Source organism: Bradyrhizobium sp. 2TAF36 (assembly GCF_052114925.1).
GTDB lineage: Bacteria > Pseudomonadota > Alphaproteobacteria > Rhizobiales > Xanthobacteraceae > Bradyrhizobium > Bradyrhizobium barranii.
Genome location: NZ_JBFRFR010000002.1, coordinates 20,460 through 45,543 on the forward strand (window position 1 = coordinate 20,460; position 25,084 = coordinate 45,543).

The following is a 25,084-nucleotide window of genomic DNA, read 5'->3' on the forward strand; positions in this document are numbered from 1 at the left end:
GGCAGCACCATGAGATTAGACTCCATGATGCGTCGCCTGAAACACCGAGATGTTGTCGCTTAGCCAATCGGTTACCGGGCGCGGAGCGTGGCCGGTCAACTCGCGAACAGTTGACGTGGTTTCTGCGAGGACCGATTCGTAGAAAAGGCGATCCAGACCGAGCAGCAGGTCGGCGACAAATTCGTTGAGTCCAGACGCCATCAGCTTCTCACGCTGCTCCGCAGGGCTTCGGTGCTGATATGTGACGACACGTCCAAGCAGTCTGGACATTTCACTTGCTATCTCAGGCATGCTGACTGCGGTTGGCCCGGTCAGGTGATAGGCGCGCTGAGAAGTTACGTGCGCGTCGTCGAGAAGGACAGCGAAAGCCGAGTCCGCCACATCGCGTGCGTCGATCAAGTTGACCAATCCATCGCCGGCTGCCCCGCCCCATGCGTCATTGGCGACTGGAGCGCCAGCCCGTGCCAGGATATCGACGAAACTCGATGGCCGCAAAACCGTGAAGCCTACGTCGCAGGCCGCAAGATGCGCCTCAATTTGCGCATGCCAGTCGAACGGATGTAGCCGAGACGGTGGTCCCAACACGGACAATTTGACGATGTGGCCTACGCCGGCGGCCACGGCTACGTCGATCAGCGCAATTTCATTGGCGACTTGCCGGGGGGACGTGCCGTGGGCGAGGAACAGACGGTCAACTCCGCGCAGCGCGTTGTCCAAAGTCGATCGCGCATCGAAGTCCACGGTCGCAGGCGAAACTCCGGACGGCAGACGTCCAGCATCCGACGTGCGGGTCAATGCCACAATCTCAACCGGTTCCGTGAACAGTTTCGAAATCAAGGCGGAGCCCACGCGACCTGTGGCTCCCGCCACCGCAATGCGCGTACGGGCGGCGCTACCCTGGGAGGGGTTGAACATCCGGATAACCTTTCGTATCTTGGAACGATCAGTTCAAAATACTTGGAACGATCGTTCCATGATGTCAAGTGAGAATGGCATGAGTGGAAAACCCCAATTCGATGACGATGCCGTGATCAACTCCGCGATGGATGTGTTTTGGCGTCACGGCTATTCGGCCTCGTCGATCGATCAACTGACGACGGCGATGGGCTTGTCGCGGTCCAGCATGTACAAGCGATTCCAAGACAAGGACGGCCTATTCGGGGAGGTCCTTTCGGCTTACGTCGAGCGCGTCGAGCGGCGCATGAGCGCCGTTCGAGGCGAGACGAAGCGCCAACAGCTTGAAGCGCTGTTGCACGAATTCTTGCCCAGAGCGGGCAAGACGGCGCGGCCCGCTGGATGCATGCTGGCCCGATCGTGCGCTGAGATGGTGGACCTGCCTCCGGCAGGCCAGTCGGTCGCGCGGCAGGGACTTACGCGGCAGCGCGCGATCCTCGGCGGCATTTTACGCGAGGCGGTCGCAAGTGGAGAATTGGCGGCGACAGCGGACATCGAGGGATTGGCGTGGCACTACCTTGGTGTGTTGCAGGCGATAATGAATTTGCCGCAAGCCGGCGCGACTGTCGGCGAGCTTCGCGGTGTCGTAGAACTTGCAATGTTGGCATGGCCGTTCCTCCCGCCCGCGAGCCAATCCAAGCCTACATAGGGGCAGCGGGCGATCGCTCCATGATGATCGTGCGCTCATCGCCATAGTAGCTGTCGCGCACGGCCTTGAACCCGAGCCGGGCGTAGAAGGATTCGGCGGTGACTGAAGATGGGACGGTCAAAAAAGCGATGTTTCGCTCGCGCGCGATGYGTTCGATCTCGGCCATCAGGAACTTGCCGATCCCCTGCGCCTGAACGTCGGGAGCCACGAAGACCGTGCGGACGACGCTTCCGTCAAGGCTCGCCGTTCCAACGACGCGGCCGCCAAGGGCGGCAACAAGGACCGTGCGTTTGCGGATCAGCTCCAGAACGGCGGTCGGGCTGAAGCTATGCTCGACCCGCTCGATGATTTTGTCTGTGTAATCCCTGGCATTTGTCTCGCGCGGTGCGCGCAGAATGACGGCGCTGATTTCGCCGCTATCCTCTTCGCGCGCCGGGCGGATGCTGCAATCTATTGATCCCTCCACCCGCCCGGCAGTCGCTAGCCCTCACTGCATTATCGACGCAGCGATCTTCTCCGCCGACATCAGCACCGGAAAATTGGTGTTGGCGCACGGCACCACGGGGAAGATCGAGGCGTCGACGACGCGCAGGCCCTGAACGCCTTTGACGCGGCCTTGATTATCGACCACCGCCATCGGATCGTCGGCCCGGCCCATGCGGCATGAGCACGAGGCGTGCCACACCCCGATGGTCGCCTTGCGGACGAAGGCTTCCAGCGCATCGTCGTCGTTCATCACCTGGTCGAAGGTGAAACCTTCGACGACGAAATTATCGATCAGGTAGTGGCGCAGCGCCGCCGGCCCGTCCATCAAGGTCGCGGCGATCTTGGTCAGGATCCTGTTTTTGGTATTGACCACGCCGATCTTGCGCACCTTGTCCGTATAGGCGGCCGGAAACGGCTTGTCCGTCACCGCTTTCACCACGTCGCTCATCTGCACGGCCGCCATCTTGCGGAAGCCGCTCATCAGGCGATCGAGGTCGCGGCGGTCGGACAGCAGATTGAACTCGACAATCGGCTCGGCAGCGGGATCGCGCGAGGCGAGCTTGACCTGTCCGGTCTCGGAATAGGTCTTGTTGACGAAGGTCAGCAGCGAGCCGATCTGCTCGCCGACCGCGTGCCAGGCCGATTTGCTGAGCAGGACGACGAACATGTCGCCCTTCGGTACGCCCGACAGCCCGGATGAATAACGCAGGCCAAGCTGCATGTGGCGCCTGGTGTGCTCGTTCATGCGCGCGCCGCGGCGGACAAAGGACGACAGCGAAATCGAAGGATGATCCATCAGGCGCTGACCGACACCTGCCAGCCCCATCAGGACCGGAATGCCCATATCCTTGAGATGACCGACCGGGCCGATGCCGGCGCGCAGGAGATGCGCCGGCGAATGGATCGCGCCGCTGGACAGGATGATCTCGCGGCCGCGGAATTCCTGTTCCTGTCCGTCGACCATCGCCTTCACGCCGACGCATTGCGTGCCTTCGAACAGCAGCTCCTTGACCTGCGTGTTGGTGGAGATGGTGAGATTGGCGCGCTTGCGCGTGTCACGATCGAGATAACCCATCGCGGCCGAGACACGTTGCTCGGCCTGATTGGAATGCGTCACCGGAAAATAGCCGTCGACGAACTCGCCGTTCTGGTCAGGCACGAACTGATGGCCGGCCTGCTGGAAGGCGTCGGCGAACGCCTGCGAATGCCGAGTCCAGTGTCCACGCGGAATTCTGCGCACCGGAATTCGGCCGTCCTTGCCGTGGTACGGGCCGTCGAAATCGAGGTCGCGCTCGACCTTCTTGAAGAAAGGCAGCACGTCGTTCCAGCTCCAGCCGTCGGCGCCCCGCGCGTCCCATTCATCGTAGTCGGTCGGTGCGCCGCGGTTGGCCATCTGGCCGTTGATCGACGAGCCGCCGCCCAGCACGCGCGCCTGCTCGTATTTGCGCAGGGGAGGACGCGCTTCGTTCGGATTGTTGTGGCTGACGATCTGGGTCGTGACCTTGAGTTCGGTCCAGTGGAAGCGGGGATCGAAATAGGCCGTGCCCGGATAGCTGTCCCTGATCTCGGCGGGCTCGTTGCCGGGCGGTGTGTCCTGTCCGGCCTCGCACAGCAGGACCTTGTTGGCGCTCTTTGCGGAGAGCCGGTGGGCCAGCACGGACCCCGCCGAGCCGCCGCCGACGATAATGAAGTCGTACACGATTGGCGTTTCCTCTTGGTCTTGTCCGGGAAACGTAGCGCGTTATTTTCCCGAGGTCACGTCGGCATTGCCGCGACAGTTCGTAACTCGCATTGCTTGCCTGGCAACCACGATCGTGTAATTCTTCTGCCAGCGCCGATTTGATCCTCAGCTTGCGGGCGCTTCTACAAATGCAGCTAAAGAGACGTAGCTAAATTGACTAGCCAGTCCTGCATCCCCCGCATAGCGAGAACAATCGGCCATTCCGAATGGAAGGGGCCAAATGAGATTTGCTGCCATCGCGGACGTGCATGGGAATCGTCCGGCACTTGAAGCCGTCCTTGCGGACATTGCCATGCTCGGCCTCGACGAGGTCGTGAACCTCGGCGACCACGTCAGTGGCCCGCTCGAGGCAGCCAGGACCGCGGATCTGTTGATGGCGCGAGGCTTTCCGTCGATACGGGGCGATCAGGATCGAATCCTCGTCGAGCTCTGGGAGGCCGGCGGCTCCCCTCGCAGCGATTTCCGTGAGCTCGCGCGCAAGCATTTCGACTGGATGGCGAGCATGCCGTCCACGCTCACCTATAAGGGACGGGTGTTCCTGTGCCATGGATCGCCAAGGGATGACGCTGCGTTCTGGCTCGACCACATCGCGGACGACGGCTGCCCGCGCCCGAGCGGCATCGACGCGATCGAGGCTGAAGCTGAGGGGATCGACGCCGAGATCATCCTGTGCGCCCACACGCACATTCCGCGCGTGGTCCGCCTGAGGGATGGCCGGCTGGTCGTGAATCCCGGCAGCGTCGGCTTGCCCGGTTATGACGGGAAGGTGCCCGTTCCCTACGTGGTCGAGGTCGGTACGCCGCATGCGTGCTACGCGATTCTGGAGCATGCCGGCGCAGGCTGGTCCGCGACGATCCGCTACGTGCCCTATGACACCGCGGCCATGGCCGCACTGGCGCGCAGCAAAGGCATGCTCAACTGGGCAAGCGCGATTGCGACGGGTTGGGTTCAGCGCGAGCAGGCCTGCCGCTAGGCAACAGCAAGACCGTCAGTTCGGACACGGTTGTCCCGCAGCGCCCCACAGGGCCATGTCCTTGACGTGGTCCTCGAAGGTGCCCGGTGGGGTCGTGCGGCCGGCTCCGGGCGCCCATCCGCGCGGGATGAAGCCGTTCAACGATGCGTCGTGCCGCAAATGCGCCAGCAGGCCTACGGCGTCGCGGCCGCCATTGCGCTTGGGGTCCTTCAGCTGCGTACAGATCTCGGCGCCGCTCTTGCCGAACCAGATGAACTCGACCGGCGCCAGCTGCCAGTCGATGCCGGCACGCGGCGGTGACGGCGCCGGGTCGTTCGCCTGGGTGGAGGTCATGTGACAGGTCGAGCAGGCGACCTTCTCGGCCCCGATGCGGCTGTCGCCGCCGTGGATGTTCATGCCGTGCACGCGCGGCCTGGTTTCGCCTGCCGGCGTCCAGATCGGTATGGCCTTGGCGTCGACGTGGCAGTTGGCACAGCGCGGATGGGTCACCACGGCTTCGATCCGCTTCCAGGCCTCCAGACCTTCGGCGCGGCTGACGCTGCCCGGCGGCAAAGCATCCTTGTTCGCCTCGTCCTTGGCCGCGACAATCCCCGTGAGAGCCGCAATTGTCGAAGCGGCGAAAGCGAGTGCAATGAGAGAACTCTTCATGGCTCGTCTCACACGAAATCGATGAACTTGTTGAAAGGCATTTCGCGGATGCGCTGCCCGGTCGCGGCGAAGATAGCGTTGGCGAGTGCAGGGGCGGCTGGCGGAACAGGCGGCTCTCCGACGCCTCTCACCTTGGGATCGTTCTCGAGCCCGCGAACTTCGATGACGGGGCATTGGTAGATCCGCATCGCTTCGTGATGATTGTAGTTGGTCTGCTGCACCGCGCCCTTGGCGTAGGTGAGCTCGCAATTGATGGCGTGGCCGAGGCCCCAGATGACGCCGCCCTGCACCTGGTTCTCGAAGTTGACGGGATCGACCACCTTGCCGACGTCGACAGCGACCCAGACCTTGTCGATCCTGATGCCTCGCTCCGTCTTCGTGACTTCGACGACTTCGGCTGTCGGCGTGCCGAAGGATTCAACGAACGCGACGCCGCGGCCCCTGCCGTTTCCGAGTGGTCCCTTCCAGTCCGACATCTCCGCGACCGTTTCCAGCACCTTGCGATAATGCGGCACGGTGCACATCGCGATGCGCGCCTTCATGGGATCGAGACCCGCCGCGTGGATCAGCTCGTCGATGAAGCTTTCGGTGAAGAAGCCCGATGTCGAGGCGCCGACCGACCGCCACGTGGTGCTAGGCGAAAGTCCTTGCGCCTCGTAGCTTGTGGCCCGGAAATTGGGGATGTCGTAATAGACATTCCACAGGCCGGCAGCCAATTGCCCATCGGGATCCTTCGAGGGTGTGCCCGAACGCTCGAGCAGCCCCTTGAGCGGAGCAGTCGAGGCCAGTTGCAGATCGGCTGCGACGATCTTGCTCTTGTCGATGCTGCCTCGGTGCCGGGCGATCGCAATCTGCCGCGGAATGTCCTGGAGGAAATCCTCCTCGCGCGAGAACACCAGCTTGATCGGCGTTCCCTTCATCTGATTGGCGATCTCGGCGAGAACGCGGACGTTCTCGTACTCGAGACGGTGGCCAAAGCTTCCACCCGTCCACTGATTGTGGAAGGTGATCTGTTCCGGCTTGAGGCCAATCGCCGTCGCCGCGACATATTGCACGAAACGGGGGCTCTGATGGCCGACCCAGATCTCCATCCCCTTGTCGGTGACGAGGCCGATCCCGTTCAACGGCTCGAGCGGCTGATGCCCCACATAGGGCGCGCGATATTCGGCCTCGACAAGCTTGCCCGTCTTCAGCCCGGCTTCGATATCGCCGATCTTCCGCCACTCCTTGCCCAGGAATTCAGGCTTGAACGAGGATTCAAGAACCTTCCAATGATCCGCCTGCTCGGCGGGATAGGCCGAGGGCGCCCACTCGCAAGTGACGGCGTCGACCGCCTTCATCGCGTACCAGCTGTTCGTGGCGATCACCGCGACGCCATTCTTGATTTCCAGGATCTTCTTGACCCCCGGCATCGATCGCGCCTTGCCGGCGTCGTATGACTTCAGGGGCTGGCCCTTGCCAGGGTTCAGCTTGACGGCGGCATACAGCATGCCGTCCATCTTCTGGTCGATGCCGAACTTCAGCTCGCCCAAGACCTTCGCGCGAACGTCGAGGCGCATCATCGGCTTGCCCAGCATGCGCCATTTCGACGGATCGCGCGGCTTGGCATCGAGCACCGGCGGAATCTTTGCGGCGTCCGCGGAGAGATCGACGTAGGCGATCTTGGTGCCGTTGGGCAGGATCACATGGCCTGATTGGGTGCGCAGGTCGGCCACGGCGACACCCGAACGCTTGGCAGCGGCGGCCTTCAACGTCTCGCGCGCGACCGCGCCGGCAACGCGCAGCTTTTCATAGGTGTCCGGCAGCGTACTCGACCCGCCGGTCATCTGCAGGCCGGACTCTCTCAGCCATTCGAGCGTCTTGGCGCGCGCTTCCTCGGCGGCGGGACTTTGGTCCGCGGCCACGAACGGCGCGAACTCGTCGGCGAAGCCGGTGTTGAAATACGCCGGGCTCGGGCCTGCAAATCGGACTTCGAACTGGCCGGGCTCGAGGTCCATCTCTTCGGCGATCATGATCGGCTGCACCGAGCCGACGCCCTGGCCGATATCGGCGTGCTGGGCGATCAGCGTGATTTTTTCGGGGCTGATCTCGACCCAGGGATTGAAGGTCACGGAATTCGGCGCAAGGCCCGCGGTCAGTGGATTTTCGCTGGCAGTCGCGGCTTGCGCGATGTCGCTGTAGGCGCCGAATGCGATGCCGCCAGCCACGGCGGCAGAGCCGAAAACGAAGGCGCGGCGGGAAAGCGTCTGGTGTCCCATTTCACTTCCCCACCATCTTTGCGGCAGCCGCGTGGATCGCGGTGCGAATGCGCGGGTAGGTGCCGCAACGGCAGAGGTTGCCGGACATCACCTCGTTGATGTCCTCGTCCGTCGGCTTGTCGATCAATCCAAGCAGCGAGATGGCCTGCATGATCTGGCCGGTCTGGCAGTAGCCGCATTGCGGAACCTGATGCTCGATCCAGGCCTGCAGAACGGGATGCTGCTCCCTGTTGTCCAATCCTTCGAGCGTGACGACCGACTTGCCGGCGAGATCGCCGATGCGGGCCTGGCAGGATCGCACGGCGGCTCCGTCGATCTGGACGGTGCAGGCACCGCATTGCGCGACGCCGCAGCCATATTTCGGACTGGTGATGCCGAGCTCGTCGCGGAGCACCCAGAGCAGGGGCATCTCGGGAACGACGTCGACCTGGCGCTTGGTCCCGTTGACCGTGAGCTCGATCATGTCGATGTTCCTTTCGCGCGTCCTCGCGGGACGTGAGGTCGAACAGGCACGCTCCAGCGAGCGTCGTCGAAGGTTGGACCGGCGTGGTCAGCGTGCCGCGCAAGCGCCGATGCTGTCAAACGACGACCCCGCAGCATTTGCGAATTCGCACGAAGAGTATGGTGTGAATTTTTGCCGCGCCTTTGGCGCGATTGACAATCGATTCAATTGCCGCTGATCGTCTGGAAGGGCGATCAGCGCAAGAATGGCACGGGATGGGCCGCGCGATAGAAGAAGTTGATCAACGTGTTGATGTCGAACACCGGAAGGCCCGAGACTTCGGCGACGTCCCGCGAGAACGGGCACATGTTGGTGCATTCGAACAGGATCGCACCCGGGTTTTTGCAGGACGCCATGAAGGCTTCCGTCATCTCGATCATCTCGGCGCGGAGGACGTCGGTGTCCAGTTCCTCGCGGCCGAGAATGTAGGTTGCGGGAAACTGCGCATCGGGCTTCATGCCCTGGATCTGGACGGGGATCTCGTCCGGCGACCAGCCGACACCGCGGAAATGCCCCTCGTTCATGTGGTGGCCGCGTTCGGTGAAGATGCCGATGACCTTGCCCGGCGGCAGCATGGCATGGATCAACGGTGCCTGGATCAGGCTCGAGGTGAAGACCGGGATGTTCACGGCGGCCGCGAGTTGTTTCTGGAATGGCGCGAGGAAGCCACAGCTCGTCGTGATCGCCTTGACGCCGTCGGCTTCCAGCTCGCGGGCCGCCGCGATGAACGGCTCGAGCAGGGCGGGATCGGGATGGTCGCCCATGATCCTTGTGGCGTGTGCGCCGCGCACGATCTTGTAGCGCACCGGGAAATCATAGGAGAGCGCATTGCCGATGTCGCCGCGCGGGCGCGGGAAGCGGGTATCGAGCATCAGGATGCCGATCGTCTCGCCGTAATTCGTGAAGCCGCCGCGGAGTTTCATGGGTGTCCCCACCGATTCGGAAAGGTCGTGCCAGGCAGTCTAATGCGTCTCGTGAAACCGGCTGAGGAAGGACTTCAGYCGTTCGCTGCGGGGCTGGCGGATGGTCTCTTCGGGCGTGCCGATCTCGGCCATGATGCCGTCGTTCATGAAGCCGACGCGGGTGGAGACGTCGGCGGCGAAGGCCATCTCGTGCGTCACCAGCACCATGGTCATGCCTTCGCTCGCAAGGCTGCGGATGACGGAGAGGACTTCGCCGACAAGCTCGGGATCGAGCGCCGAGGTCGGCTCGTCGAACAGCATCACGTCCGGCTTCATGGCGAGCGCGCGCGCGATCGCGACGCGCTGCTTCTGGCCGCCGGACAGGCGGCTCGGAAAGGCATCGGCCTTGTCGGCGAGGCCGACCTTGGCGAGCAGATCGCGGCCGAGCGCATCGGCTTCGTTTCGCGCCATGCCCTTCACCTGCACCGGCCCCTCTGTGACGTTTGCGAGCACCGACATGTGCGGGAACAGGTTGAAATGCTGGAACACCATGCCGACGCTGCGCCGAAGCAGCGCGAGCTGCGCATCGCCGGCGGCGCGCATGCCTTTGCCGAAGGCGAATTTGTGCGTGCCGATCGCAAGCTCGCCCTGCTGCGGCATTTCCAGGAGGTTCAGGCAGCGCAGGAAGGTGGACTTGCCGGAGCCGGAGGCGCCGATCAGGGTGACGACCTCGCCGCGTGCGACCGAGAGCGAGACGCCCTTGAGCACCTCGTGGTCGCCGAACGCCTTGTGGATGTTGTCAGCGATCAGAGCACTCATCGGTGCGCTCCCATCCTCAGCTCGACCCTATCAGCGACCAGCGTCAGCGGGAACAGCACGACGAAATAGAGCACGGCGATCGTGGTGTAGACCTCGAGCGGCTTGTAGCTCGACGCCGTGATGACAGTGCCCTGGTAAAGCAGGTCACCGACCGCGACCACCGACACCAGCGAGGTGTTCTTGAGCTGCATGATGGTCTGGTTGATGAAGGAGGGGATCATCACCTGCGTCGCCTGCGGCAGCACGATGCGGCGAAAGATCTTGCCGCGGCGCATGCCGATGGCGCGGCCGGCCTCCCACTGGCCGGTGTCGACGGCCTCGATGCCGCCACGGAAGATTTCCGCATAGAACGAGCCGGCATAGAGCGACAGCGCGATGAAGCAGGCCATCGCCGGCGACATGTCGACGCCGATCAGCACGGGCAGGGCGTAGTAGACCCAGATCAGCTGCACCAGCAGCGGCGTGCAGCGGAACACCTCGATATAGAGACGCAACGGCACCGTGACCCAGCGCGGTGCCGTCGTGCGCAGGATGCCGACGAACAGTCCGATGGCGAGACCCGCGACCACCGTGGTCACCGTGTAATACACGGTGACCAGGAGCCCTTGGCAGATCAGGCCCCAATACGGCTTGAGCGCCGCGAAGTCCCAGACGTACATCGATCGACCGTCAGAACTGCACTTCGGGCGGGAGATCGTCGGCGGTGAGGCCGACCGCCTCAAAACCCTTGAGCATCCATTCGCGGGTCTGGCCCATCGCGCGGTTGTAGTCGGCCCAGGCRCTGAGGAAATCCTTGTAGCGGCGGTCGCTCTCGGCGCGGATGCCCATGTTGGTCGGCAGCGTCAGCAGCGGGCGCGGAATGGCGAGATCGCCGAGGTTCGGGTTCTTCTTCAGCGTCGAGACCGAAAGCACCGCCAGCGAGACGTTGCAGTCGGCGCGGCCGGTCGCAACCGCCAGGATCGCCTCGTCGCGGTTCTTGAAGCCGAGGATGGTCGCCTTCGGGCAGTAGCGGCGCGCGATCGTCTCGTGGGTCGAGCCGATATCGACGGCGATCTTGACCTCGGGCTTGTTGAGCTCGGCCCAGGTCTGCGGCTTGGCAAAGCCCTTCTTGGTGATGACGGTGAAGGAGTGCACCAGGATCGGCGTCGAGAAGTCGATGACGAGCGCGCGCTCCGGCGTCGGGTTCACGGCGAAGGCGAGGTCGACCTTGTCGGCCTGGAGATCGAGGATCTGGTTGCCCCAGGTCGATTCCAGCGTCTCGACCTTGGCGCCCAGCTTGCCGGCGATGTCCTTGGCCATGTCGATGCAGGCGCCCGACCATTCGTTGGTGGCGAGGTCCTTATGGAAATAGGGCTCCTGGCCGACGATGACGGCGACGCGCAGCACGCCATTCTTCTTGATGCGGTCGAGCGTGGAGGCCGGCGCATCGGCCTTGGCCGAGCCGCTCGCGGCGGCGATCGCTGCGCCTGCCAGCGCGACTGTGGTGAGAGCATCCCTGCGATTCATGGTCTCTGTCTCCCTGGAATCTGGGTCGGATCGTGTCCGGCCTCTGGACTATTTCTGTATTCAGGATAAAATGCAATACGGTATTTCGACTTGCTGGCCATTTGGGCGGCAAGGCAGAAATGAGCCCAATATCTTGGCAGGATTGCGCAAAATTCCTGATGGGGAGGGGTTGTAAATTGCATTTAAGTCTGAATACAAGACTGAACGCAATACGGAAGTGAGCTGAAGGAGAGGCCTGTGCGCGCCCTATTCGTCGATGCGAACGAGACCCTGGCGGCGGTGACCGACAAGCTGCTGGCCTCGCAGAAGCTGCYGGTCAGCATCAACCGCAATCCCTCGATCAAGCCCGACGATCTGCCCGGCCTGCTCGGCGATGCCGAGATCATGATCGTCGACCACACGGCGGTGCCATCAGCGATTGCCGAGAAATGCGCGAAGCTGAAGCACGTCGTCTTCCTCGGCACCGGCGCGCGCAGCTACATGAATCCGGAAGAGCTCGCTGAGCGCGGCGTCTCCGTCCACACCATCAAGGGTTATGGCGATAYGGCCGTTGCCGAATGCGCGATCGCGCTGATGTGGGCGTCTGCGCGAAATTTTGGCGAGATGGACCGCGGCATGCGCGAGGGCAACTGGCTGCGCCGTGACGCGATGCAGCTCACCGGCAAGACGCTCGGCCTGATCGGCTTCGGCGGCATCGCGGCGGAAGCCGCGCGCATGGCGGCGGGCTGCGGCATGAAGGTGATCGCCTGGAACAGGACGCCGAAGACCCATCCCGGCGTCGAGTTCGTCTCGCTGCAGAAGCTGCTCGCCGAGAGCCACGTCGTCTCGCTGCATCTCTTGCTCAACGACGAGACCAAGGGTTTCCTGTCGCGCGAGCGCATCGCGCAGATGCGCCCCGGCAGCATTCTGATCAACACGGCGCGCGGCGCTGTGGTCGATGAAGACGCAATGCTGGATGCGCTGCGCTCCGGCCACATCGCCCATGCCGGCCTCGACGTCTTCACCGTCGAGCCGCTTCCCGCCGGTCATCCCGTGACCAAGCTGCCGAACGTGACGCTATCGGCGCATTCGGCGTTCCGCACGCCCGAGGCGAGTGACAATCTCATCGGCGCGGCGCTCGACCACTGCCGCCGCATCATCGCCACCGGCAAGTAAAGACATAAGGACATCCCATGTCGGATATCACTCGCATCGACCAGAACGCCCGCCGCAGCCGCGCTTCCGTGTTCGGCGATCTCGTCTTCCTCGCAGGTCAGGTGGCGGATACCAAGGCCGCTGATATCACCCAGCAAACGAAAGAGGCGCTGGCGAAGGTCGACGACATGCTGGCGCGCGCCGGCACCGACAAGTCCCGCCTGCTCAGCGTGCAGGTCTGGCTCAAGAACATGGACGATTTCGACGCCATGAATGCGGTCTATGATGCCTGGGTCGTGCCCGGCAACACGCCGACCCGCGCTTGCGGCAAGGTCGAGCTTGCCGATCCCGCCTTCCGTATCGAGGTGATCGCGATCGCCGCGCGCAGTTGAGGCTCGGCCGTGACTGTCCAGGCGCCCGCATCGACCTTCCGTCCCGCCCAGCGCATCAGCGCGATCGGCGTCTCCGAGATCCTCAAGATCGGCGCGGTCGCGCAGCGGCTGAAGCGTGAGGGGCGACCGGTGATCGTGCTGGGCGCCGGCGAGCCTGACTTCGATACGCCTGATCATGCCAAGGACGCGGCCGAGCGCGCCATCCGCGCCGGCCAGACCAAATACACCATCCTCGACGGCACCGTGGAATTGAAGGCGGCGATCGCCGAGAAATTCCGCCGCGAGAACGATCTCGTCTATGCCGCCGACGAGATCACCGCAGGCGCCGGCGCCAAGCAGGTGATCCACAACGCCTTCATGGCGACGCTCAGCCCCGGGGACGAGGTCATCCTCGCCGCGCCCTATTGGACCAGCTATGCCGACATGGTGCGCATCGCCGACGGCACGCCGGTGGACGTGCTCTGCCGCGAGGAGAACGGGTTTCGCCTCGACGCCGCCGATCTCGAACGCGCGATCACGCCGAAGACGCGCTGGCTGCTGCTGAACTCGCCGTCCAATCCGACCGGAGCCGCCTATTCGGCCGCGCAGCTTCGCCCGATCCTGGATGTGCTCAAGCGCCATCCGCATGTCTGGTTGATGGCGGACGATATCTACGAGCACCTGATCTATGACGGCATGCCGTTCGTGACCGCAGCGGCGCTCGAGCCGAGCCTGAAATCACGCACGCTGACCGTGAATGGTGTTTCCAAGGCCTACGCCATGACCGGCTGGCGCGTCGGCTATGGCGGCGGCCCGCGCGAATTGATCGCAGCGATGGCGGTGGTGCAGAGCCAGAGCACGACCAATCCCTCCTCGGTGAGCCAGGCCGCTGCGATCGCCGCGCTGACCGGCCCGCAGGACGTGCTGATCGAGCGCCGTGCCGCGTTCCAGCGCCGCCGAGACATCGTGGTCGATGCGCTCAACGCCATCGACGGCGTCAGCTGCCGCCGGCCGGAAGGGGCGTTCTATACCTATGCGAGCTGCGCCGGCCTGATCGGCCGCCGCACGCCGGATGGGACCGTTATCGATAGCGACGCCGCGTTCTGCCGCTTCCTGCTGGAGAGGCATGACGTGGCCGTGGTGCCGGGCAGCTGTTTCGGCCTTGCACCTTATTTCCGCCTGTCCTACGCCACCTCGGAACAAAACTTGCGCGAGGCCGTGATGCGCATCGCCAAAGCCTGCAGGGAGCTGTCATGACCATTCGCAACACCCGCACCGGGGGCCAGATCCTGATCGATCAGCTCGTCGCCCAAGGCGTCGAGCGCGTCACCTGCGTGCCGGGCGAGAGCTACCTCGCGGCACTCGACGCGCTGCATGACAGCCCGATCGACGTCGTGATCTGCCGCGCCGAGGGTGGTGCTGCGATGATGGCGGAAGCCTATGGCAAGCTCACCGGCCGTCCCGGAATCTGCTTCGTCACCCGCGGCCCCGGTGCCACCAATGCCAGCCACGGCGTCCACATCGCGATGCAGGATTCGACGCCGATGATCCTGTTCGTCGGACAGGTCGACACCGGCATGCGCGAGCGCGAGGCGTTCCAGGAGCTCGACTACAAGGCGGTGTTCGGCACCATGGCGAAATGGGCCGTCGAGATCGATCGCCCCGATCGCATTCCGGAGCTGGTCGCGCGTGCCTTCCGCGTCGCCATGCAGGGCCGTCCGGGCCCCGTGGTGATCGCGCTGCCGGAGAACATGCTGACCGAGACGGCGGCCGTTGCCGACGCCATGCGCATCGAGCCGGCCGTGAGCTGGCCGGCACCATCAGATCTCGAGCGCGTCGGCGCCATGCTCGCGAGCGCCAAGGCGCCGCTCGTCATCCTCGGCGGCTCGCGCTGGACGGATGAGGCGACCAAGAGCATCGCGCGCTTCGCCGAACGGTTCGACCTGCCGGTCGCGACCTCGTTCCGCCGGGCCTCGCTGATCGATGCCGATCATTCGCATTATGCCGGCGATCTCGGCATCGGGCCGAGCCCGGGCCTGAAGGCGCGCATCGACAACGCCGACGTCATTCTCCTGATCGGCGGCCGCATGTCGGAGATGCCGTCCTCGTCCTACACGCTGTTCGATATCCCGACGCCGAAGCAGAAGCTGATCCACGTGCATCCGGGCTCGGAAGAGCTCGGGCGCATCTACCAGCCTGAGCTCGCGATCCAGGCGACGCCTGCCGCGTTCGCGGCCGCCGTCGAGACGCTGAAGCCCGCTGGCGCCGTTGCCTGGAAGGGCGAGGCCGCCAAGGCGCATGCCGATTACCTCGCCTGGACCGACAAGGCGCGTGAGCTGCCGGGCACATTCCAGTACGGCCAGGTCATGACCTGGCTCCGCGACCGCCTGCCGAAGGACGCGATCGTCTGCAACGGCGCCGGCAACTATGCCGGCTGGATCCATCGCCATCACCGTTTCCACAGCTTTGCCGCCCAGCTCGCGCCGACTTCGGGCTCGATGGGATATGGCGTGCCGGCTGCGGTGCTTGCAAAGCGGCAATATCCGGATCGCGTCGTCGTCGCCTTTGCCGGTGATGGCTGCTTCCTGATGAATGGCCAGGAATTCGCGACCGCCGTGCAGTACGACGCGCCGCTGGTGGTCATCGTCGTCGACAACTCGCAATACGGCACCATCCGTATGCACCAGGAGCGTGATTATCCTGGCCGCGTGGTCRGAACTCAGCTCAAGAACCCTGACTTTGCGATGTATGCGAAGGCATTCGGTGGCCATGGCGAGCGCGTCGAGCGCACCGAAGAGTTTGCGCCGGCGTTCGAGCGCGCGCTCGCTTCGGGCAAGCCGTCGATCCTCCACTGCATCATCGATCCGCGCGCGATCTCGGTCGGCAAGGATTTCGCGCCGGCGGTGAAGGCGTAGCCGATGTCGGAAGGCCGCCACGTCGCTATCATCGGAGCCGGCGCGGTCGGCGTGATCAGCGCCATCGAGGCGCTGCGCGAGGGGCATCGCGTCACGCTGATCGACGCAGGCGAGCCCGGTGGCGAACAGGCGGCGAGCTACGGCAATGCCGGCTGGCTCTCCTCCCATTCGGTGATTCCGCCGGCCGAGCCGGGCCTCTGGAAGAAGGTGCCGGGTTATCTGATGGACCCGCTCGGCCCGCTCGCGATCCGCTGGTCTTACTTGCCGAAGGCGCTGCCCTGGCTGGTCAAGTATTTGCTCTCCGGCTGGACCGAGGCACGGGTCGAGAAGACGGCGTTTGCGCTGCGCGATCTGCTGAAGGACGCGCCGCTGCTGCACAAGAAGCTCGCGGAAGAAGCGGGCGTGCCCGAGTTGGTCGAGCGCAACGGCGTGATGCACGTATTCCCGTCGCGCGGCAATTTCGACAGCAATCTCGGCTGGCGCCTGCGCAAGAAAGTCGGCGTCGAATGGATGGAGCTGAACGCCGACGAGATGCGTCAGCGCGAGCCGGATCTGCATCCGCGCTACACCTTTGGCGTGGTGGTGGAGGAGGCCGGACGCTGCCGTGATCCCGGCGCTTACGTTGCGGCGCTGGCCCAGCATGCGCTCGCGAGCGGTGCCAAGCTCGTTCATGCCAGGGCGACCGGTCTGAAGCTTTCAGGCAACAAGCTCGTTGCCGTTCTCACCGAGACCGGTGAGATTGCTTGCGATGCCGCGGTGGTCGCCGCCGGCGCGCGGTCAAAACAGCTCACCGCATCCGTCGGCGATCCCTTGCCGCTCGAAACCGAGCGCGGCTATCACGTCATGATCGAGAACCCGGAATCGGGTCCGCGCAGCTCGATGATGGCGTCCGACGTCAGCATGGTGGTGAACTGGACCGACAAGGGCCTGCGCGCCGCCGGCACGGTCGAGATCGCGGGCCTCGAGGCCGCGCCGAACTGGAAGCGCGCCGAAATCCTGCGCAACAACCTCTTCAGCATGTTCCCGAAACTGCCGAAGGATATTCCAGATTCGCGCATCAAAACCTGGTTCGGCCATCGGCCGAGCATGCCGGATGGGCTGCCCTGCATCGGCCATGCGCGTGCCTCGTGCGATATCGTCTACGCCTTCGGCCATGGCCATGTCGSCCTGGTCGGATCGGCGCGCACCGGCCGTCTGGTCGCCCAGCTCCTGAGCGGCAAGCAGCCGGAGATCCCGCTTGCGCCGTTCGCGCCCACTCGCTTCCTCTGAGAACGCACCATGACCTATCCAGCCAACTCGTCCTCTCGCATCGCCCGCGGCGGCAAGGCCATCTATGGCGCGCCGCTCGGCATTTTGATGCTGGAAGCGCGCTTTCCCCGCATTCCCGGCGACATGGGCAACGGCACGACCTGGCCGTTCCCCGTGCTCTATCGCGTGGTGAGCGGCGCGTCGCCGGAGAAGGTGGTGCTGAAGGGCGCCGCCGGCCTGCTGCCGGATTTCATCGAGGCGGCGAAGGATCTGGTCCGGTTGGGCGCGGAAGCCATCACCACCAATTGCGGCTTCCTCTCGCTGTTTCAGAAGGAGATCGCGGCCGCCGTCGGCGTTCCCGTTGCGACCTCGTCGCTGATGCAGGTGCCGTGGGTGCAGGCGACCTTGCCGCCAGGCAAGCGCGTCGGCCTCGTCACGGTATCAGGTTCGACCTTGACGCCGGCCCATCTCGAAGGCGCCGGCGTGCCGCTCGATACGCCACTGGTCGGCACCGAGCACGGCAAGGAATTCTTTCGCGTCCTGATCAAGGCCGAGAAGGATGACATGGATGTGGCCCAGGCCGAGCGTGACGTGGTCGAGGCGGGCAAGGAGCTGGTCGCGAAAAATCCGGATGTCGGCGCCATCGTGCTCGAATGCACCAACATGCCGCCTTATGCGGCAGCTCTGCAGGCCGAAGTTGGCCTGCCGGTCTACGACATCTATTCCATGATCACCTGGTTTCATGCTGGACTGCGCCCGCGCGCGTTTGCCTGAGCCCGGCTGTCGCAAAGCTATGCACAAGATGTGCTAGGCAGCTGTTTGGATTGCAATCGTCCATGCAGCCCCGGTATATTGGGCTGTGTTCGGGCATGAATGCAGCTTATGAAGAGCAACGTGGAACTGGCTTCCGATAGTATCGTCGATCGCGTCTATGAACAGCTCAAGGCGATGGCCGTGAGCTATGAGTTCAAGCCGGGCGAACGGCTCAACGAGGGCGAGCTGGCAAAACGCCTCGGCGTCAGCCGCACGCCGCTGCGCGAAGCGCTCAACCGTCTCAACACCGAAGGCTTCCTGCGCTTCACGCCGGGCAAGGGCTTCTTCTGCCGCGAGCTCGACGCGCACGAGATCTTCGATCTCTACGAGCTGCGCAAGTCGATCGAGGTCGCCTCGATCCGCCTTGCCATCAAGCGCGCCAGGGACGAGGACATCGACGCGCTCCTGAAATTCCTCGAAGCCACCGGTCCCGATCCCGGCGAGCGTTCGTCGGTGGAGCTGGTCGAACTCGACGAGACCTTTCACGAGCGGCTGATGGGGATGTCGAACAACGCCGAGATGCTGCGCGTGCTGCGCAACGTCAACGCCCGCATCCGCTTCGTGCGCTGGATCGACATGGACCGCATCAACCGCTCCAACACCCAGGCCGAGCACCGCGCTGTCGTCGAAGGACTGAAAGCGCGCGACGAAGAGGCCTGCGTCTCGGTGCTGGAGAAGCACATCGACCGCCGATTGGATCGCATCACCTCGGCGATCAAGGAAGGCTACGCGCAGATCTACATGCCGGCTGCGGCGAGGTCTGCGGCGAATTGAGTCGCTAGTCCAAGCGACAGTGTCTCTTCCCTTCTCCCCTTGTGGGAGAAGGTGGCGCGAAGCGCCGGATGAGGGGTATCTCTCCGCGCATATCGATGCATATGAATGCGCCGAGAGATACCCCTCACCCCAATGAGTTTGTATCTTCCTGCGGTGATGCCCTCTCCCACAAGGGGAGAGGGCGCAGTCATGCGCATCGTGCTCTGGTCCAGGCGACAACGGAAAAGGCAGCTATACAATCCTTCAATACCTGATCGTGCCAGACGGTCAGAGCCGTCGCGCGGAATAATCGCTAGGGTCCGCTCGAATTTCACGGAGACCTCGCGGTGCACAGCCCTCAACCGAATCCTGAAACGCGCAGCAGCGACGACTGGCCGTCCGAGCTCTATCGTATCCTCAAAGCCGCCGACGTCAGGCAGATGTCCTACGTGCCGGATGCCGGCCACAGCCAGCTCATCCGCATGTTCTCGGCCGACCGCGACGTCACYACCAACGTGCTGACGACCGAGGAGGAGGGCATCGCCATCGCCGCCGGCGCCTGGCTCGGCGGTCAGCGCAGCGTGCTGCTGATGCAGTCGAGCGGCGTCGGCAATTGCATCAACATGCTGTCGCTGTCGGCGATCGGGCGCTTTCCGCTGCTGATGCTGGTGACCATGCGCGGCGAATGGGCCGAATTCAATCCGTGGCAGGTGCCGATGAGCCGGGCGACGCAGCCGTCGCTGGAAGCGATCGGCCTGAAAGTGATGCGCGCGGAGACGGCGGAGGATCTGGTCGAGACCGTCGAATCGGCGGCATCGCTCGCCTACGAGTCCGATCAGCAGATTGCGGTCCTGATCGGGCAGCGCCTGATCGGCAAGAAGAAGTGGTGATGCCGATGCAAGCTCAACTCGATCGTCGCGCCGCTGTCGCCGCGCTCCTGAAGGACCGCAAGGACACGCTGGTCGTCTCCGGTCTCGGCTCGCCCACCTACGACCTGCATTCCGTGGGGGATCACGACGGCAATTTTTATCTCTGGGGCGCAATGGGTGGTGCCGCGTTGATCGCGCTTGGGCTCGCGCAGGCGCAGCCGGGCAAGCGCGTCCTTGCGTTGACGGGCGATGGCGAGCAGTTGATGGGTCTCGGCGGCATCGCCACCATCGGCGTCGCGCGTCCGCGCAATCTCGACATCGTCGTGATCGACAATCAGCATTTTGGCGAGACCGGCATGCAGGCGAGCCACACCGGCCGCGGCGTCGATCTCACGGCAATTGCCGCCGCCTGCGGCTTCGCCGCGACCGGGACCGTGCGGACGCTCGAGGAGGTGCAGCGCCTCGCCGCGCAGATCGCCGGACCGGCCGACGGCCCGCGGCTTTTTGTCATCAAGGTTCTGGCGGAAAATCCGCCGCGCTCGCTGCCCTCGCGCGATGCCGTCTTTATCAAGAACCGGTTCCGTGCTCATCTCGGCTTCGCGGCGGCTTGAACCGGGGTCCTCTCCGGGATAGCTCGCTGCCCAAGCAGCTATCCTGGAGTGAGACCCATGAAACTATCCGGCAAGGTCGCCGTCATCACCGGCGCAGCGCGCGGCATCGGCAAGGCGTGCGCAAAGCGGTTCCTCGACGACGGCGTCAAGGTCGTCATCTCGGACGTCGATACGGATGAGCTCGAGAAGACGGTCAACGAGCTGGGCAAGCCCAAGGAATTGTATGCCGTGCCATGTCACGTCGCGCGGCGTGCGGACGTCGATCGCGCGGTGGCGACCGCGGTCAGGGAATTCGGCCGGCTCGACATCATGGTCAACAATGCCGGCGTCGCCCGCAACCGCGACATCCTGGAGATTTCGGAAGAGGAATTCGACGAAATCATCGGCATCAATCTGAAGGGCGCGTTCTTCGGCGTCCAGGCGGCGGCCAAGCAGATGATCGCGCAGGGCGGCGGCGGGGTCATCATCAACATGTCCTCGGTGAACGCGCTGCTGGCGATCCCGACGCTTGCGACCTACGCCATCTCCAAGGGCGGCATGAAGCAGCTGACCTCGGTCGCCGCCGTCGCGCTCGCTCCGCACAACATCCGCGTCGTGGCGGTCGGGCCGGGCACGATTTTGACCGACATGGTGGCGTCGTCCATCTACACCTCGGAGGATGCCCGCAAGACGGTGATGTCACGCACGCCGGCGGGTCGCGGCGGTGAGCCGAGCGAGGTGGCCTCCGTCGTGGCGTTCCTGGCGAGTGATGATGCGTCTTACATCACCGGGCAGACGATCTATCCGGATGGCGGGCGGTTGATCCTGAACTACACGGTGCCGGTGAAGGAGAAGTAGGGCTTCAAGACTTCACCGCGCCCGACGTCATGCCGTCGATGAACTGACGCTGCAGCAGCACGAAGATCGCAACGATCGGCAGCACGATGGTGACGGCTGCGGCCAGCATCTCGCCCCAGTCGGTCGAATACTGGCCGGTCAGATTGTAGAAGCGCACGATCGCGGTGACGTTGCTGTCGTTCTGCAGGAACGTCACGGCGATGACGAACTCGTTCCAGGCGTTCAGCCCGACGATGATGGCGACCGTGAGCAGCCCGGGCCGCATCATCGGCAGGATCACGTACCAGAAGGTCTGCCACGGCTTTGCGCCGTCAACTTGGGCTGCTTCCTCGAGCGCGACGGGAATCGCGAGCGCGTAGGTGCGCAAGAGGAAAATCGCAAACGGCGAGAACATCGCCGTGTAGATCAGCGCCACCGCGGGGATCGAATTGACCAGCCCGAGCTTCGCGAAGATGAAGTAGAGCGGGTAGAGATAGAGCTGCACGGGCACGGTGATCGTGGCCATGAAGTAGAAGGTGATGAAGCGCCAGAATTTTCCCTTCTGCCGCGCAAGCACATAGGCGCAGGGCGTCGCGGTGACGCACACCATCAGAATGGTCAGGATCGCGACTTCGGCACTGTGCAGCAGGCTCGGRCCGAGTTGGGCGTTGCGCCAGGCGGAGGAAAAATTCTCCCAGTGCAACTGGGTCGGCAGCGCGAGCGGATTGCTGCCGATCTCGACCGTCGTCTTCAGTGCGTTCATCACGGCGAGCACGATCGGCAGCAGCGAGCTGAACGATGCGATGCCGATCAGCCCGAGGCTGAATGTCCTGCTCCAGCGATCCCCGATCATGTCGATTGCGCGTCGTCGGTGATCTGGAGCCAGAGATAGACGGCGGTGGCACACAGGCCGAACAGGCTCATGACGCAGGCGCCGGCTGCAGCCTGGCCGACGTCGCCTTCGAAGAAGGCGTGGCGGTAGGCAAACGTCGCCAGCACCTCGCTGCCATAGGCGGGGCCGCCGCGGGTGACGATGAAGATGAATTCGAAGACCTGGAACGACCAGATCACGGTCAGGATCAGCATCAAGGTCAGGGTCGGGCGGATGCCCGGGATCAGAACGTAGCGGAACAAAGCAAAGAAGCCGGCTCCGTCGAGCCGCGCGGCTTCGATCTGGTCGATGCTGATCTGCCGCATCGCCGACAGGAACACGACCGCGAGAAATCCCCACCAGTGCCAGATGTCGACCGCGGCCACAGCATAGAGCGAGCGGTCGGGATCGGCGAGGGGATCGGAGATCGAAAAGCCGTGCTCGTTCAACCAGGCGACGACGCCGGTCGCGGGGCTGAAGATCATGCCCTGAAAGATGCGGCCCGTGACTGCGACAGCGATGATGCGCGGCAGGAAGATGATGGACTGGACCACGATGCGCGCCTTCGGCGCCATCAGCAGCGCGGCTGCCATCACGAGCGCGAGGCAGACCGGCACGGTGAGGAAGATCGCCGTCCAGATGAAGTTATTTGTCAGCGCCGACCAGAACACGGGATCGGCGAACATGTTCTGGAAGTTGGCCAGTCCCGCCCACGCCGGCTTTCCGACACCGTCCCACATGAAGAACGCCGCCGTGAATGTCAGCACGGCGGGAACCAGGATGATGCAGACGTTAATCAGGAGCGCTGGAAGCGCGAAGAGCCACATCGTGCGTCAGGCCGTCCGCGGCGGCAGCGGCGGCACCTTGCCTTCCTTTGCTTCCTGGCTGAAGAGCGTCTGCATCCGCGTGAGGTAAGCGTCCGGCGTAATCTTGTTGAGCCAGACCTGCTCGATGCCTTCGATCAGACGCTTCGTGCAGATTCGCGATCGTCTTCTCGAATAGGGGATAGCCGATGCCCTGGAGCATGTCCGGCGGCAGGTCCTTCACCGGGAGTGCCCATTTGCCGGGCCAGTCGCGGTTCATGGTCTCGTAGAACTTGCGCGTCAGCATGAACTCGAACACTGCGGCTGCGCCTTCCGCATTCTGCGAGTTCTTGGCGATCGACAGCGTCGCGCCGCAGGCGAGATGTACCAGTGATCCCGTGAAGGCCGAGCCGAGGGTCGGCGTCGGCATGACGTCCATCACGGTATCGGGCTTCGACATGCCGTAGGATTTGGTGCCGAACGACCAGGTGCCGCTGAACGCCATCGCCGCCTTGGCGTTGACGACCTGGAGGAAGCTCTGCTCGATGGTCAGCGAGAAATAGTTCTTGCCGAAATAGCCCTTGTTGTACCACGCCTTTGACAGTTCGACCGCCTCGACGAACGGCGGCGCGGTCCAGGGCAGTTCGCCGGCAAGTGCCTTGCGCACGTTGTCGGGGCCAGCGACGTTGTTGAAGAACACCGTCATCAGCCACTCGTTCACGCCCTTCCAGTCGGCATTGCCGGCGCCGAAGGGGATGATGCCTTTGGCGAGCGCTGCGTCTGCGATCGCCTCCATCTCCTGCCGGTTGGTCGGCTGCTTCCAGCCGTTCTGCTTGAACAGCTCCTTGTTATAGAACAGGTGCATCGACTCGTAGTCGCGCGGCAGCGCGTAGAGCTTGCCGCCGTAGACGCTGGTGTTGAGCAGCGGTGCCAGGAAGCGATCCTTCCACTTGTACTTCTCGGCGAAATCGTCGAGCGGCAGCACCTGGCCGGCATTCGCGATCGCGGTGAGATAGGCGGGACCCGCTGTCTGCACGATGTCCGGGCCGTTACCGGCGACGAGTGCGACCTTCAGGAGGTTGTTGACGGCGGCGCCCTTCACCTCGAGCTGGAGCAGATATTTGTCCTGCGAGGCGTTGAACGCCTCGACCAAATCGTTGCGCAGCGCGGCCTGGCCGTCCGAATTCGCCTGGCCGAACCAGAAAGTCACGACCTTGCGCCCGTCCTCGGCGCGAACGTCGCGCGGCAAGCTAACGGCAAGCGCGGCAGCGGGGATGGCGGCAACAAGCTGGCGTCGGGTCATGGTCATGGCGATGAACCTCGGTTTCCTCAGGTCATTGGCGGTGATTGTTGATTTTCCTTTAGTAATACGTATAACTAAGCCAAATGGCGACGTCAACAACGAGGACGAAGCGGGGGAAGGGGCGCGACAAACAGGCGCCAGCCCGCCCCACGCAGAAGGATATCGCGCTCGCGGCCGGTGTTTCGCAGGCCGCGGTGTCGCTTGTCCTGAACAAGACGGAGACGCCGTCCGTTCCGCCTGCGACGCGCACGCGCATTCTTCAGGTCGCACAGGAGCTGGGTTATCAGCCGAACCATCCGGCGCGGATGCTGCGCAGCGCGCGGACCATGACGTTTGCCTGTGTCATTCCAGATATCACCAATCCGTTCTATCCAGGCCTCGTCCGGGGATTGCAGACGGTCGCGGCGCCGGCTGGCTATGACGTCCTGATCTTCGACACCGACGGGCGGCCGGAAGGCGAGGCCCGCGCCATCGACTGGCTGCTCCAGGGACGGGCCGACGGCGTCGTCGCAACGTTCTTTCATCTGCGGGCGCCCCAGCTCGCCGTGCTCGCGCGTAAGGGCATCCCGCTGGTGCGGCTGGAGAGCCAGCACAAGCCGGACGGACCGCTCGCGATCGACAGCGTCTATATCGACAATGCCGAAGCGGCCGCGGAAATGACGCGACTTCTGATTGCGCGCGGGCATCGGCGCATTGCCATGATCCAGGCCGAGTTCGGCCCGAGTCAGCGGCGCGCGCAGGGTTACGGCGCGGTGATGCGGGAAGCAGGACTTGCGCCAGATTTCATTACCGATAGCGCCTATTCCGAGGAATCCGGCGCGCGTGCGATGAAGCGGCTGCTCGAAAGAAAGGGCGATCGCCCGACCGCCGTGTTCGGCGCGAGCGACGTGCTGGCGCTCGGTGCGATGGAGGCGGCGCGTGCAGCCGGGCTCTCGATCCCCAGCGACATTGCAATCGCCGGCTTCGACGATATCCCGGTCGCAAAGCTGCTCGGGCTCACCACGGTGCGGCAACCGGAGTTCGATCTCGGCGCGCTTGCGGCGGAGACGCTGGTCAAGCGGTTGCAACCGGGCGGGCTCGCGGCGCCGGGCCAGAGCCATGAATTGAAATTCGAGATCATGAAGCGCTCGTCGGTCTGA

27 protein-coding genes are annotated in these 25,084 nt (G+C 64.0%); 14 read left to right on the plus strand and 13 right to left on the minus strand.

Translation table 11 applies throughout. The features are described 5' to 3' along the window. Positions 1-15: 15 nt before the first annotated feature. Positions 16-915, minus strand: a complete 900-nt coding sequence (locus AB4Z51_RS01250; protein ID WP_441496884.1) for an NmrA family NAD(P)-binding protein — start codon at positions 913-915, stop codon at positions 16-18. Between the two features lie 79 nt (positions 916-994). Between AB4Z51_RS01250 and AB4Z51_RS01255 the strand changes: the two genes are divergently transcribed. Beyond that, positions 995-1,603, plus strand: a complete 609-nt coding sequence (locus AB4Z51_RS01255) for a TetR/AcrR family transcriptional regulator (RefSeq protein WP_085405324.1) — start codon at positions 995-997, stop codon at positions 1,601-1,603. Here the strand turns inward: AB4Z51_RS01255 and AB4Z51_RS01260 are convergent. After that, positions 1,596-2,069, minus strand: coding sequence for a GNAT family N-acetyltransferase (locus tag AB4Z51_RS01260; protein WP_441496885.1), 474 nt, complete (start codon positions 2,067-2,069; stop codon positions 1,596-1,598). The two genes, AB4Z51_RS01255 and AB4Z51_RS01260, sit on opposite strands and share 8 nt — an antisense overlap. 21 nt (positions 2,070-2,090) lie before the next feature. Then, the gene (locus AB4Z51_RS01265; RefSeq protein ID WP_441496886.1) at positions 2,091-3,788 is read right to left on the minus strand and encodes a GMC family oxidoreductase; all 1,698 of its coding nucleotides are present in this window, start codon (positions 3,786-3,788) and stop codon (positions 2,091-2,093) included. A 262-nt stretch (positions 3,789-4,050) separates the two neighbouring features. On the opposite strand from AB4Z51_RS01265, the gene AB4Z51_RS01270 reads away from it, so the two are divergent. Further along, positions 4,051-4,803, plus strand: coding sequence for a metallophosphoesterase family protein (locus tag AB4Z51_RS01270; protein WP_085405280.1), 753 nt, complete (start codon positions 4,051-4,053; stop codon positions 4,801-4,803). A 15-nt stretch (positions 4,804-4,818) separates the two neighbouring features. On the opposite strand, the gene AB4Z51_RS01275 is transcribed toward AB4Z51_RS01270, so the two are convergent. From AB4Z51_RS01275 to AB4Z51_RS01285, 3 genes are read right to left on the minus strand one after another with little or no spacing between them, the layout of a single operon-like run. Further along, complete coding sequence (locus AB4Z51_RS01275; RefSeq protein WP_028160721.1) at positions 4,819-5,451, minus strand: hypothetical protein; 633 nt, start codon at positions 5,449-5,451, stop codon at positions 4,819-4,821. A gap of 8 nt (positions 5,452-5,459) precedes the next feature. Continuing rightward, the gene (locus AB4Z51_RS01280) at positions 5,460-7,709 is read right to left on the minus strand and encodes a xanthine dehydrogenase family protein molybdopterin-binding subunit (RefSeq protein WP_085405279.1); all 2,250 of its coding nucleotides are present in this window, start codon (positions 7,707-7,709) and stop codon (positions 5,460-5,462) included. 1 nt (position 7,710) lies between these two features. Beyond that, positions 7,711-8,172 (minus strand): (2Fe-2S)-binding protein, encoded by a 462-nt coding sequence (locus AB4Z51_RS01285; RefSeq protein WP_167768222.1) that lies wholly within the window; start codon positions 8,170-8,172, stop codon positions 7,711-7,713. On the opposite strand from AB4Z51_RS01285, the gene AB4Z51_RS01290 reads away from it, so the two are divergent. After that, positions 8,171-8,389 (plus strand): hypothetical protein, encoded by a 219-nt coding sequence (locus AB4Z51_RS01290; RefSeq protein WP_135216107.1) that lies wholly within the window; start codon positions 8,171-8,173, stop codon positions 8,387-8,389. The two genes, AB4Z51_RS01285 and AB4Z51_RS01290, sit on opposite strands and share 2 nt — an antisense overlap. 16 nt (positions 8,390-8,405) lie before the next feature. Here the strand turns inward: AB4Z51_RS01290 and AB4Z51_RS01295 are convergent, their stop codons facing one another. Genes AB4Z51_RS01295 through AB4Z51_RS01310 form a run of 4 tightly spaced genes read right to left on the minus strand, consistent with a single transcriptional unit; the run spans position 8,406 to position 11,438 of the window. Continuing rightward, positions 8,406-9,134 carry an aspartate/glutamate racemase family protein gene (locus AB4Z51_RS01295; protein WP_085405278.1) on the minus strand — a complete coding sequence of 243 codons (729 nt, stop codon included), beginning with the start codon at positions 9,132-9,134 and terminating at the stop codon, positions 8,406-8,408. A 39-nt stretch (positions 9,135-9,173) separates the two neighbouring features. Then, entirely contained in the window at positions 9,174-9,932 is a 759-nt protein-coding gene (locus AB4Z51_RS01300) for an amino acid ABC transporter ATP-binding protein (protein ID WP_085405277.1), read from the minus strand. Beyond that, positions 9,929-10,591 carry an amino acid ABC transporter permease gene (locus AB4Z51_RS01305; protein ID WP_085405276.1) on the minus strand — a complete coding sequence of 221 codons (663 nt, stop codon included), beginning with the start codon at positions 10,589-10,591 and terminating at the stop codon, positions 9,929-9,931. The genes AB4Z51_RS01300 and AB4Z51_RS01305 overlap by 4 nt, the downstream gene beginning before the upstream one ends. A gap of 10 nt (positions 10,592-10,601) precedes the next feature. Then, positions 10,602-11,438 (minus strand): transporter substrate-binding domain-containing protein, encoded by an 837-nt coding sequence (locus tag AB4Z51_RS01310; RefSeq protein WP_135216109.1) that lies wholly within the window; start codon positions 11,436-11,438, stop codon positions 10,602-10,604. Between the two features lie 237 nt (positions 11,439-11,675). On the opposite strand from AB4Z51_RS01310, the gene AB4Z51_RS01315 reads away from it, so the two are divergent. The 10 genes from AB4Z51_RS01315 (at position 11,676) to AB4Z51_RS01360 (ending at position 20,989) form a co-directional block, all read left to right on the plus strand. Beyond that, positions 11,676-12,593, plus strand: a complete 918-nt coding sequence (locus AB4Z51_RS01315) for an NAD(P)-dependent oxidoreductase (protein WP_441496887.1) — start codon at positions 11,676-11,678, stop codon at positions 12,591-12,593. A 17-nt stretch (positions 12,594-12,610) separates the two neighbouring features. Next, on the plus strand, positions 12,611-12,964 hold the full coding sequence (locus AB4Z51_RS01320) for a RidA family protein (protein WP_085405274.1): 354 nt from the start codon (positions 12,611-12,613) through the stop codon (positions 12,962-12,964). Positions 12,965-12,973: 9 nt separating this feature from the next. Then, positions 12,974-14,200, plus strand: a complete 1,227-nt coding sequence (locus tag AB4Z51_RS01325) for a pyridoxal phosphate-dependent aminotransferase (RefSeq protein ID WP_085405273.1) — start codon at positions 12,974-12,976, stop codon at positions 14,198-14,200. Then, complete coding sequence (locus tag AB4Z51_RS01330) at positions 14,197-15,858, plus strand: thiamine pyrophosphate-binding protein (RefSeq protein WP_441496888.1); 1,662 nt, start codon at positions 14,197-14,199, stop codon at positions 15,856-15,858. The genes AB4Z51_RS01325 and AB4Z51_RS01330 overlap by 4 nt, the downstream gene beginning before the upstream one ends. Before the next feature lie 3 nt (positions 15,859-15,861). Continuing rightward, on the plus strand, positions 15,862-17,127 hold the full coding sequence (locus tag AB4Z51_RS01335; protein WP_441496889.1) for an NAD(P)/FAD-dependent oxidoreductase: 1,266 nt from the start codon (positions 15,862-15,864) through the stop codon (positions 17,125-17,127). 9 nt (positions 17,128-17,136) lie between these two features. Next, positions 17,137-17,880 carry an aspartate/glutamate racemase family protein gene (locus AB4Z51_RS01340; RefSeq protein WP_071910045.1) on the plus strand — a complete coding sequence of 248 codons (744 nt, stop codon included), beginning with the start codon at positions 17,137-17,139 and terminating at the stop codon, positions 17,878-17,880. A gap of 120 nt (positions 17,881-18,000) precedes the next feature. Beyond that, positions 18,001-18,693, plus strand: coding sequence for a GntR family transcriptional regulator (locus AB4Z51_RS01345; RefSeq protein WP_225005418.1), 693 nt, complete (start codon positions 18,001-18,003; stop codon positions 18,691-18,693). Positions 18,694-19,019: 326 nt separating this feature from the next. After that, on the plus strand, positions 19,020-19,562 hold the full coding sequence (locus AB4Z51_RS01350) for a thiamine pyrophosphate-binding protein (protein WP_063981353.1): 543 nt from the start codon (positions 19,020-19,022) through the stop codon (positions 19,560-19,562). Then, a complete protein-coding gene (locus AB4Z51_RS01355) occupies positions 19,562-20,152 on the plus strand; it encodes a thiamine pyrophosphate-dependent enzyme (protein WP_071910051.1) in 591 nt (196 codons plus the stop codon). The genes AB4Z51_RS01350 and AB4Z51_RS01355 overlap by 1 nt, the downstream gene beginning before the upstream one ends. Positions 20,153-20,209: 57 nt before the next feature. After that, entirely contained in the window at positions 20,210-20,989 is a 780-nt protein-coding gene (locus AB4Z51_RS01360; protein ID WP_038934859.1) for an SDR family NAD(P)-dependent oxidoreductase, read from the plus strand. Between the two features lie 4 nt (positions 20,990-20,993). Here the strand turns inward: AB4Z51_RS01360 and AB4Z51_RS01365 are convergent, their stop codons facing one another. Genes AB4Z51_RS01365 through AB4Z51_RS01375 form a run of 3 tightly spaced genes read right to left on the minus strand, consistent with a single transcriptional unit; the run spans position 20,994 to position 23,951 of the window. Next, positions 20,994-21,821 (minus strand): carbohydrate ABC transporter permease, encoded by an 828-nt coding sequence (locus tag AB4Z51_RS01365; protein WP_081369148.1) that lies wholly within the window; start codon positions 21,819-21,821, stop codon positions 20,994-20,996. Continuing rightward, positions 21,818-22,666, minus strand: coding sequence for a carbohydrate ABC transporter permease (locus AB4Z51_RS01370; protein ID WP_441496890.1), 849 nt, complete (start codon positions 22,664-22,666; stop codon positions 21,818-21,820). Before AB4Z51_RS01370 ends, AB4Z51_RS01365 begins: the two co-directional genes overlap by 4 nt. Then, positions 22,632-23,951, minus strand: coding sequence for an ABC transporter substrate-binding protein (locus AB4Z51_RS01375; protein ID WP_441496891.1), 1,320 nt, complete (start codon positions 23,949-23,951; stop codon positions 22,632-22,634). Before AB4Z51_RS01375 ends, AB4Z51_RS01370 begins: the two co-directional genes overlap by 35 nt. Positions 23,952-24,028: 77 nt before the next feature. Here AB4Z51_RS01375 and AB4Z51_RS01380 point away from each other — a divergent pair, with 77 nt between their 5' ends. After that, the gene (locus AB4Z51_RS01380; RefSeq protein ID WP_085405269.1) at positions 24,029-25,084 is read left to right on the plus strand and encodes a LacI family DNA-binding transcriptional regulator; all 1,056 of its coding nucleotides are present in this window, start codon (positions 24,029-24,031) and stop codon (positions 25,082-25,084) included.

Excerpts from the sequence above, each read along its gene's own strand:
- AB4Z51_RS01290 (WP_135216107.1), top strand. The coding sequence starts at position 8,171 with ATGTCGATGTTCCTTTCGCGCGTCCTCGCGGGACGTGAGGTCGAACAG.
- AB4Z51_RS01275 (WP_028160721.1), bottom strand. The coding sequence starts at position 5,451 with ATGAAGAGTTCTCTCATTGCACTCGCTTTCGCCGCTTCGACAATTGCG.
- AB4Z51_RS01380 (WP_085405269.1), top strand. The coding sequence starts at position 24,029 with ATGGCGACGTCAACAACGAGGACGAAGCGGGGGAAGGGGCGCGACAAA.
- AB4Z51_RS01280 (WP_085405279.1), bottom strand. The coding sequence starts at position 7,709 with ATGGGACACCAGACGCTTTCCCGCCGCGCCTTCGTTTTCGGCTCTGCC.
- AB4Z51_RS01375 (WP_441496891.1), bottom strand. The coding sequence starts at position 23,951 with ATGACCATGACCCGACGCCAGCTTGTTGCCGCCATCCCCGCTGCCGCG.
- AB4Z51_RS01250 (WP_441496884.1), bottom strand. The coding sequence starts at position 915 with ATGTTCAACCCCTCCCAGGGTAGCGCCGCCCGTACGCGCATTGCGGTG.
- AB4Z51_RS01370 (WP_441496890.1), bottom strand. The coding sequence starts at position 22,666 with ATGTGGCTCTTCGCGCTTCCAGCGCTCCTGATTAACGTCTGCATCATC.
- AB4Z51_RS01340 (WP_071910045.1), top strand. The coding sequence starts at position 17,137 with ATGACCTATCCAGCCAACTCGTCCTCTCGCATCGCCCGCGGCGGCAAG.
- AB4Z51_RS01255 (WP_085405324.1), top strand. The coding sequence starts at position 995 with ATGAGTGGAAAACCCCAATTCGATGACGATGCCGTGATCAACTCCGCG.
- AB4Z51_RS01305 (WP_085405276.1), bottom strand. The coding sequence starts at position 10,591 with ATGTACGTCTGGGACTTCGCGGCGCTCAAGCCGTATTGGGGCCTGATC.
- AB4Z51_RS01270 (WP_085405280.1), top strand. The coding sequence starts at position 4,051 with ATGAGATTTGCTGCCATCGCGGACGTGCATGGGAATCGTCCGGCACTT.
- AB4Z51_RS01295 (WP_085405278.1), bottom strand. The coding sequence starts at position 9,134 with ATGAAACTCCGCGGCGGCTTCACGAATTACGGCGAGACGATCGGCATC.
- AB4Z51_RS01285 (WP_167768222.1), bottom strand. The coding sequence starts at position 8,172 with ATGATCGAGCTCACGGTCAACGGGACCAAGCGCCAGGTCGACGTCGTT.
- AB4Z51_RS01360 (WP_038934859.1), top strand. The coding sequence starts at position 20,210 with ATGAAACTATCCGGCAAGGTCGCCGTCATCACCGGCGCAGCGCGCGGC.
- AB4Z51_RS01355 (WP_071910051.1), top strand. The coding sequence starts at position 19,562 with ATGCCGATGCAAGCTCAACTCGATCGTCGCGCCGCTGTCGCCGCGCTC.
- AB4Z51_RS01320 (WP_085405274.1), top strand. The coding sequence starts at position 12,611 with ATGTCGGATATCACTCGCATCGACCAGAACGCCCGCCGCAGCCGCGCT.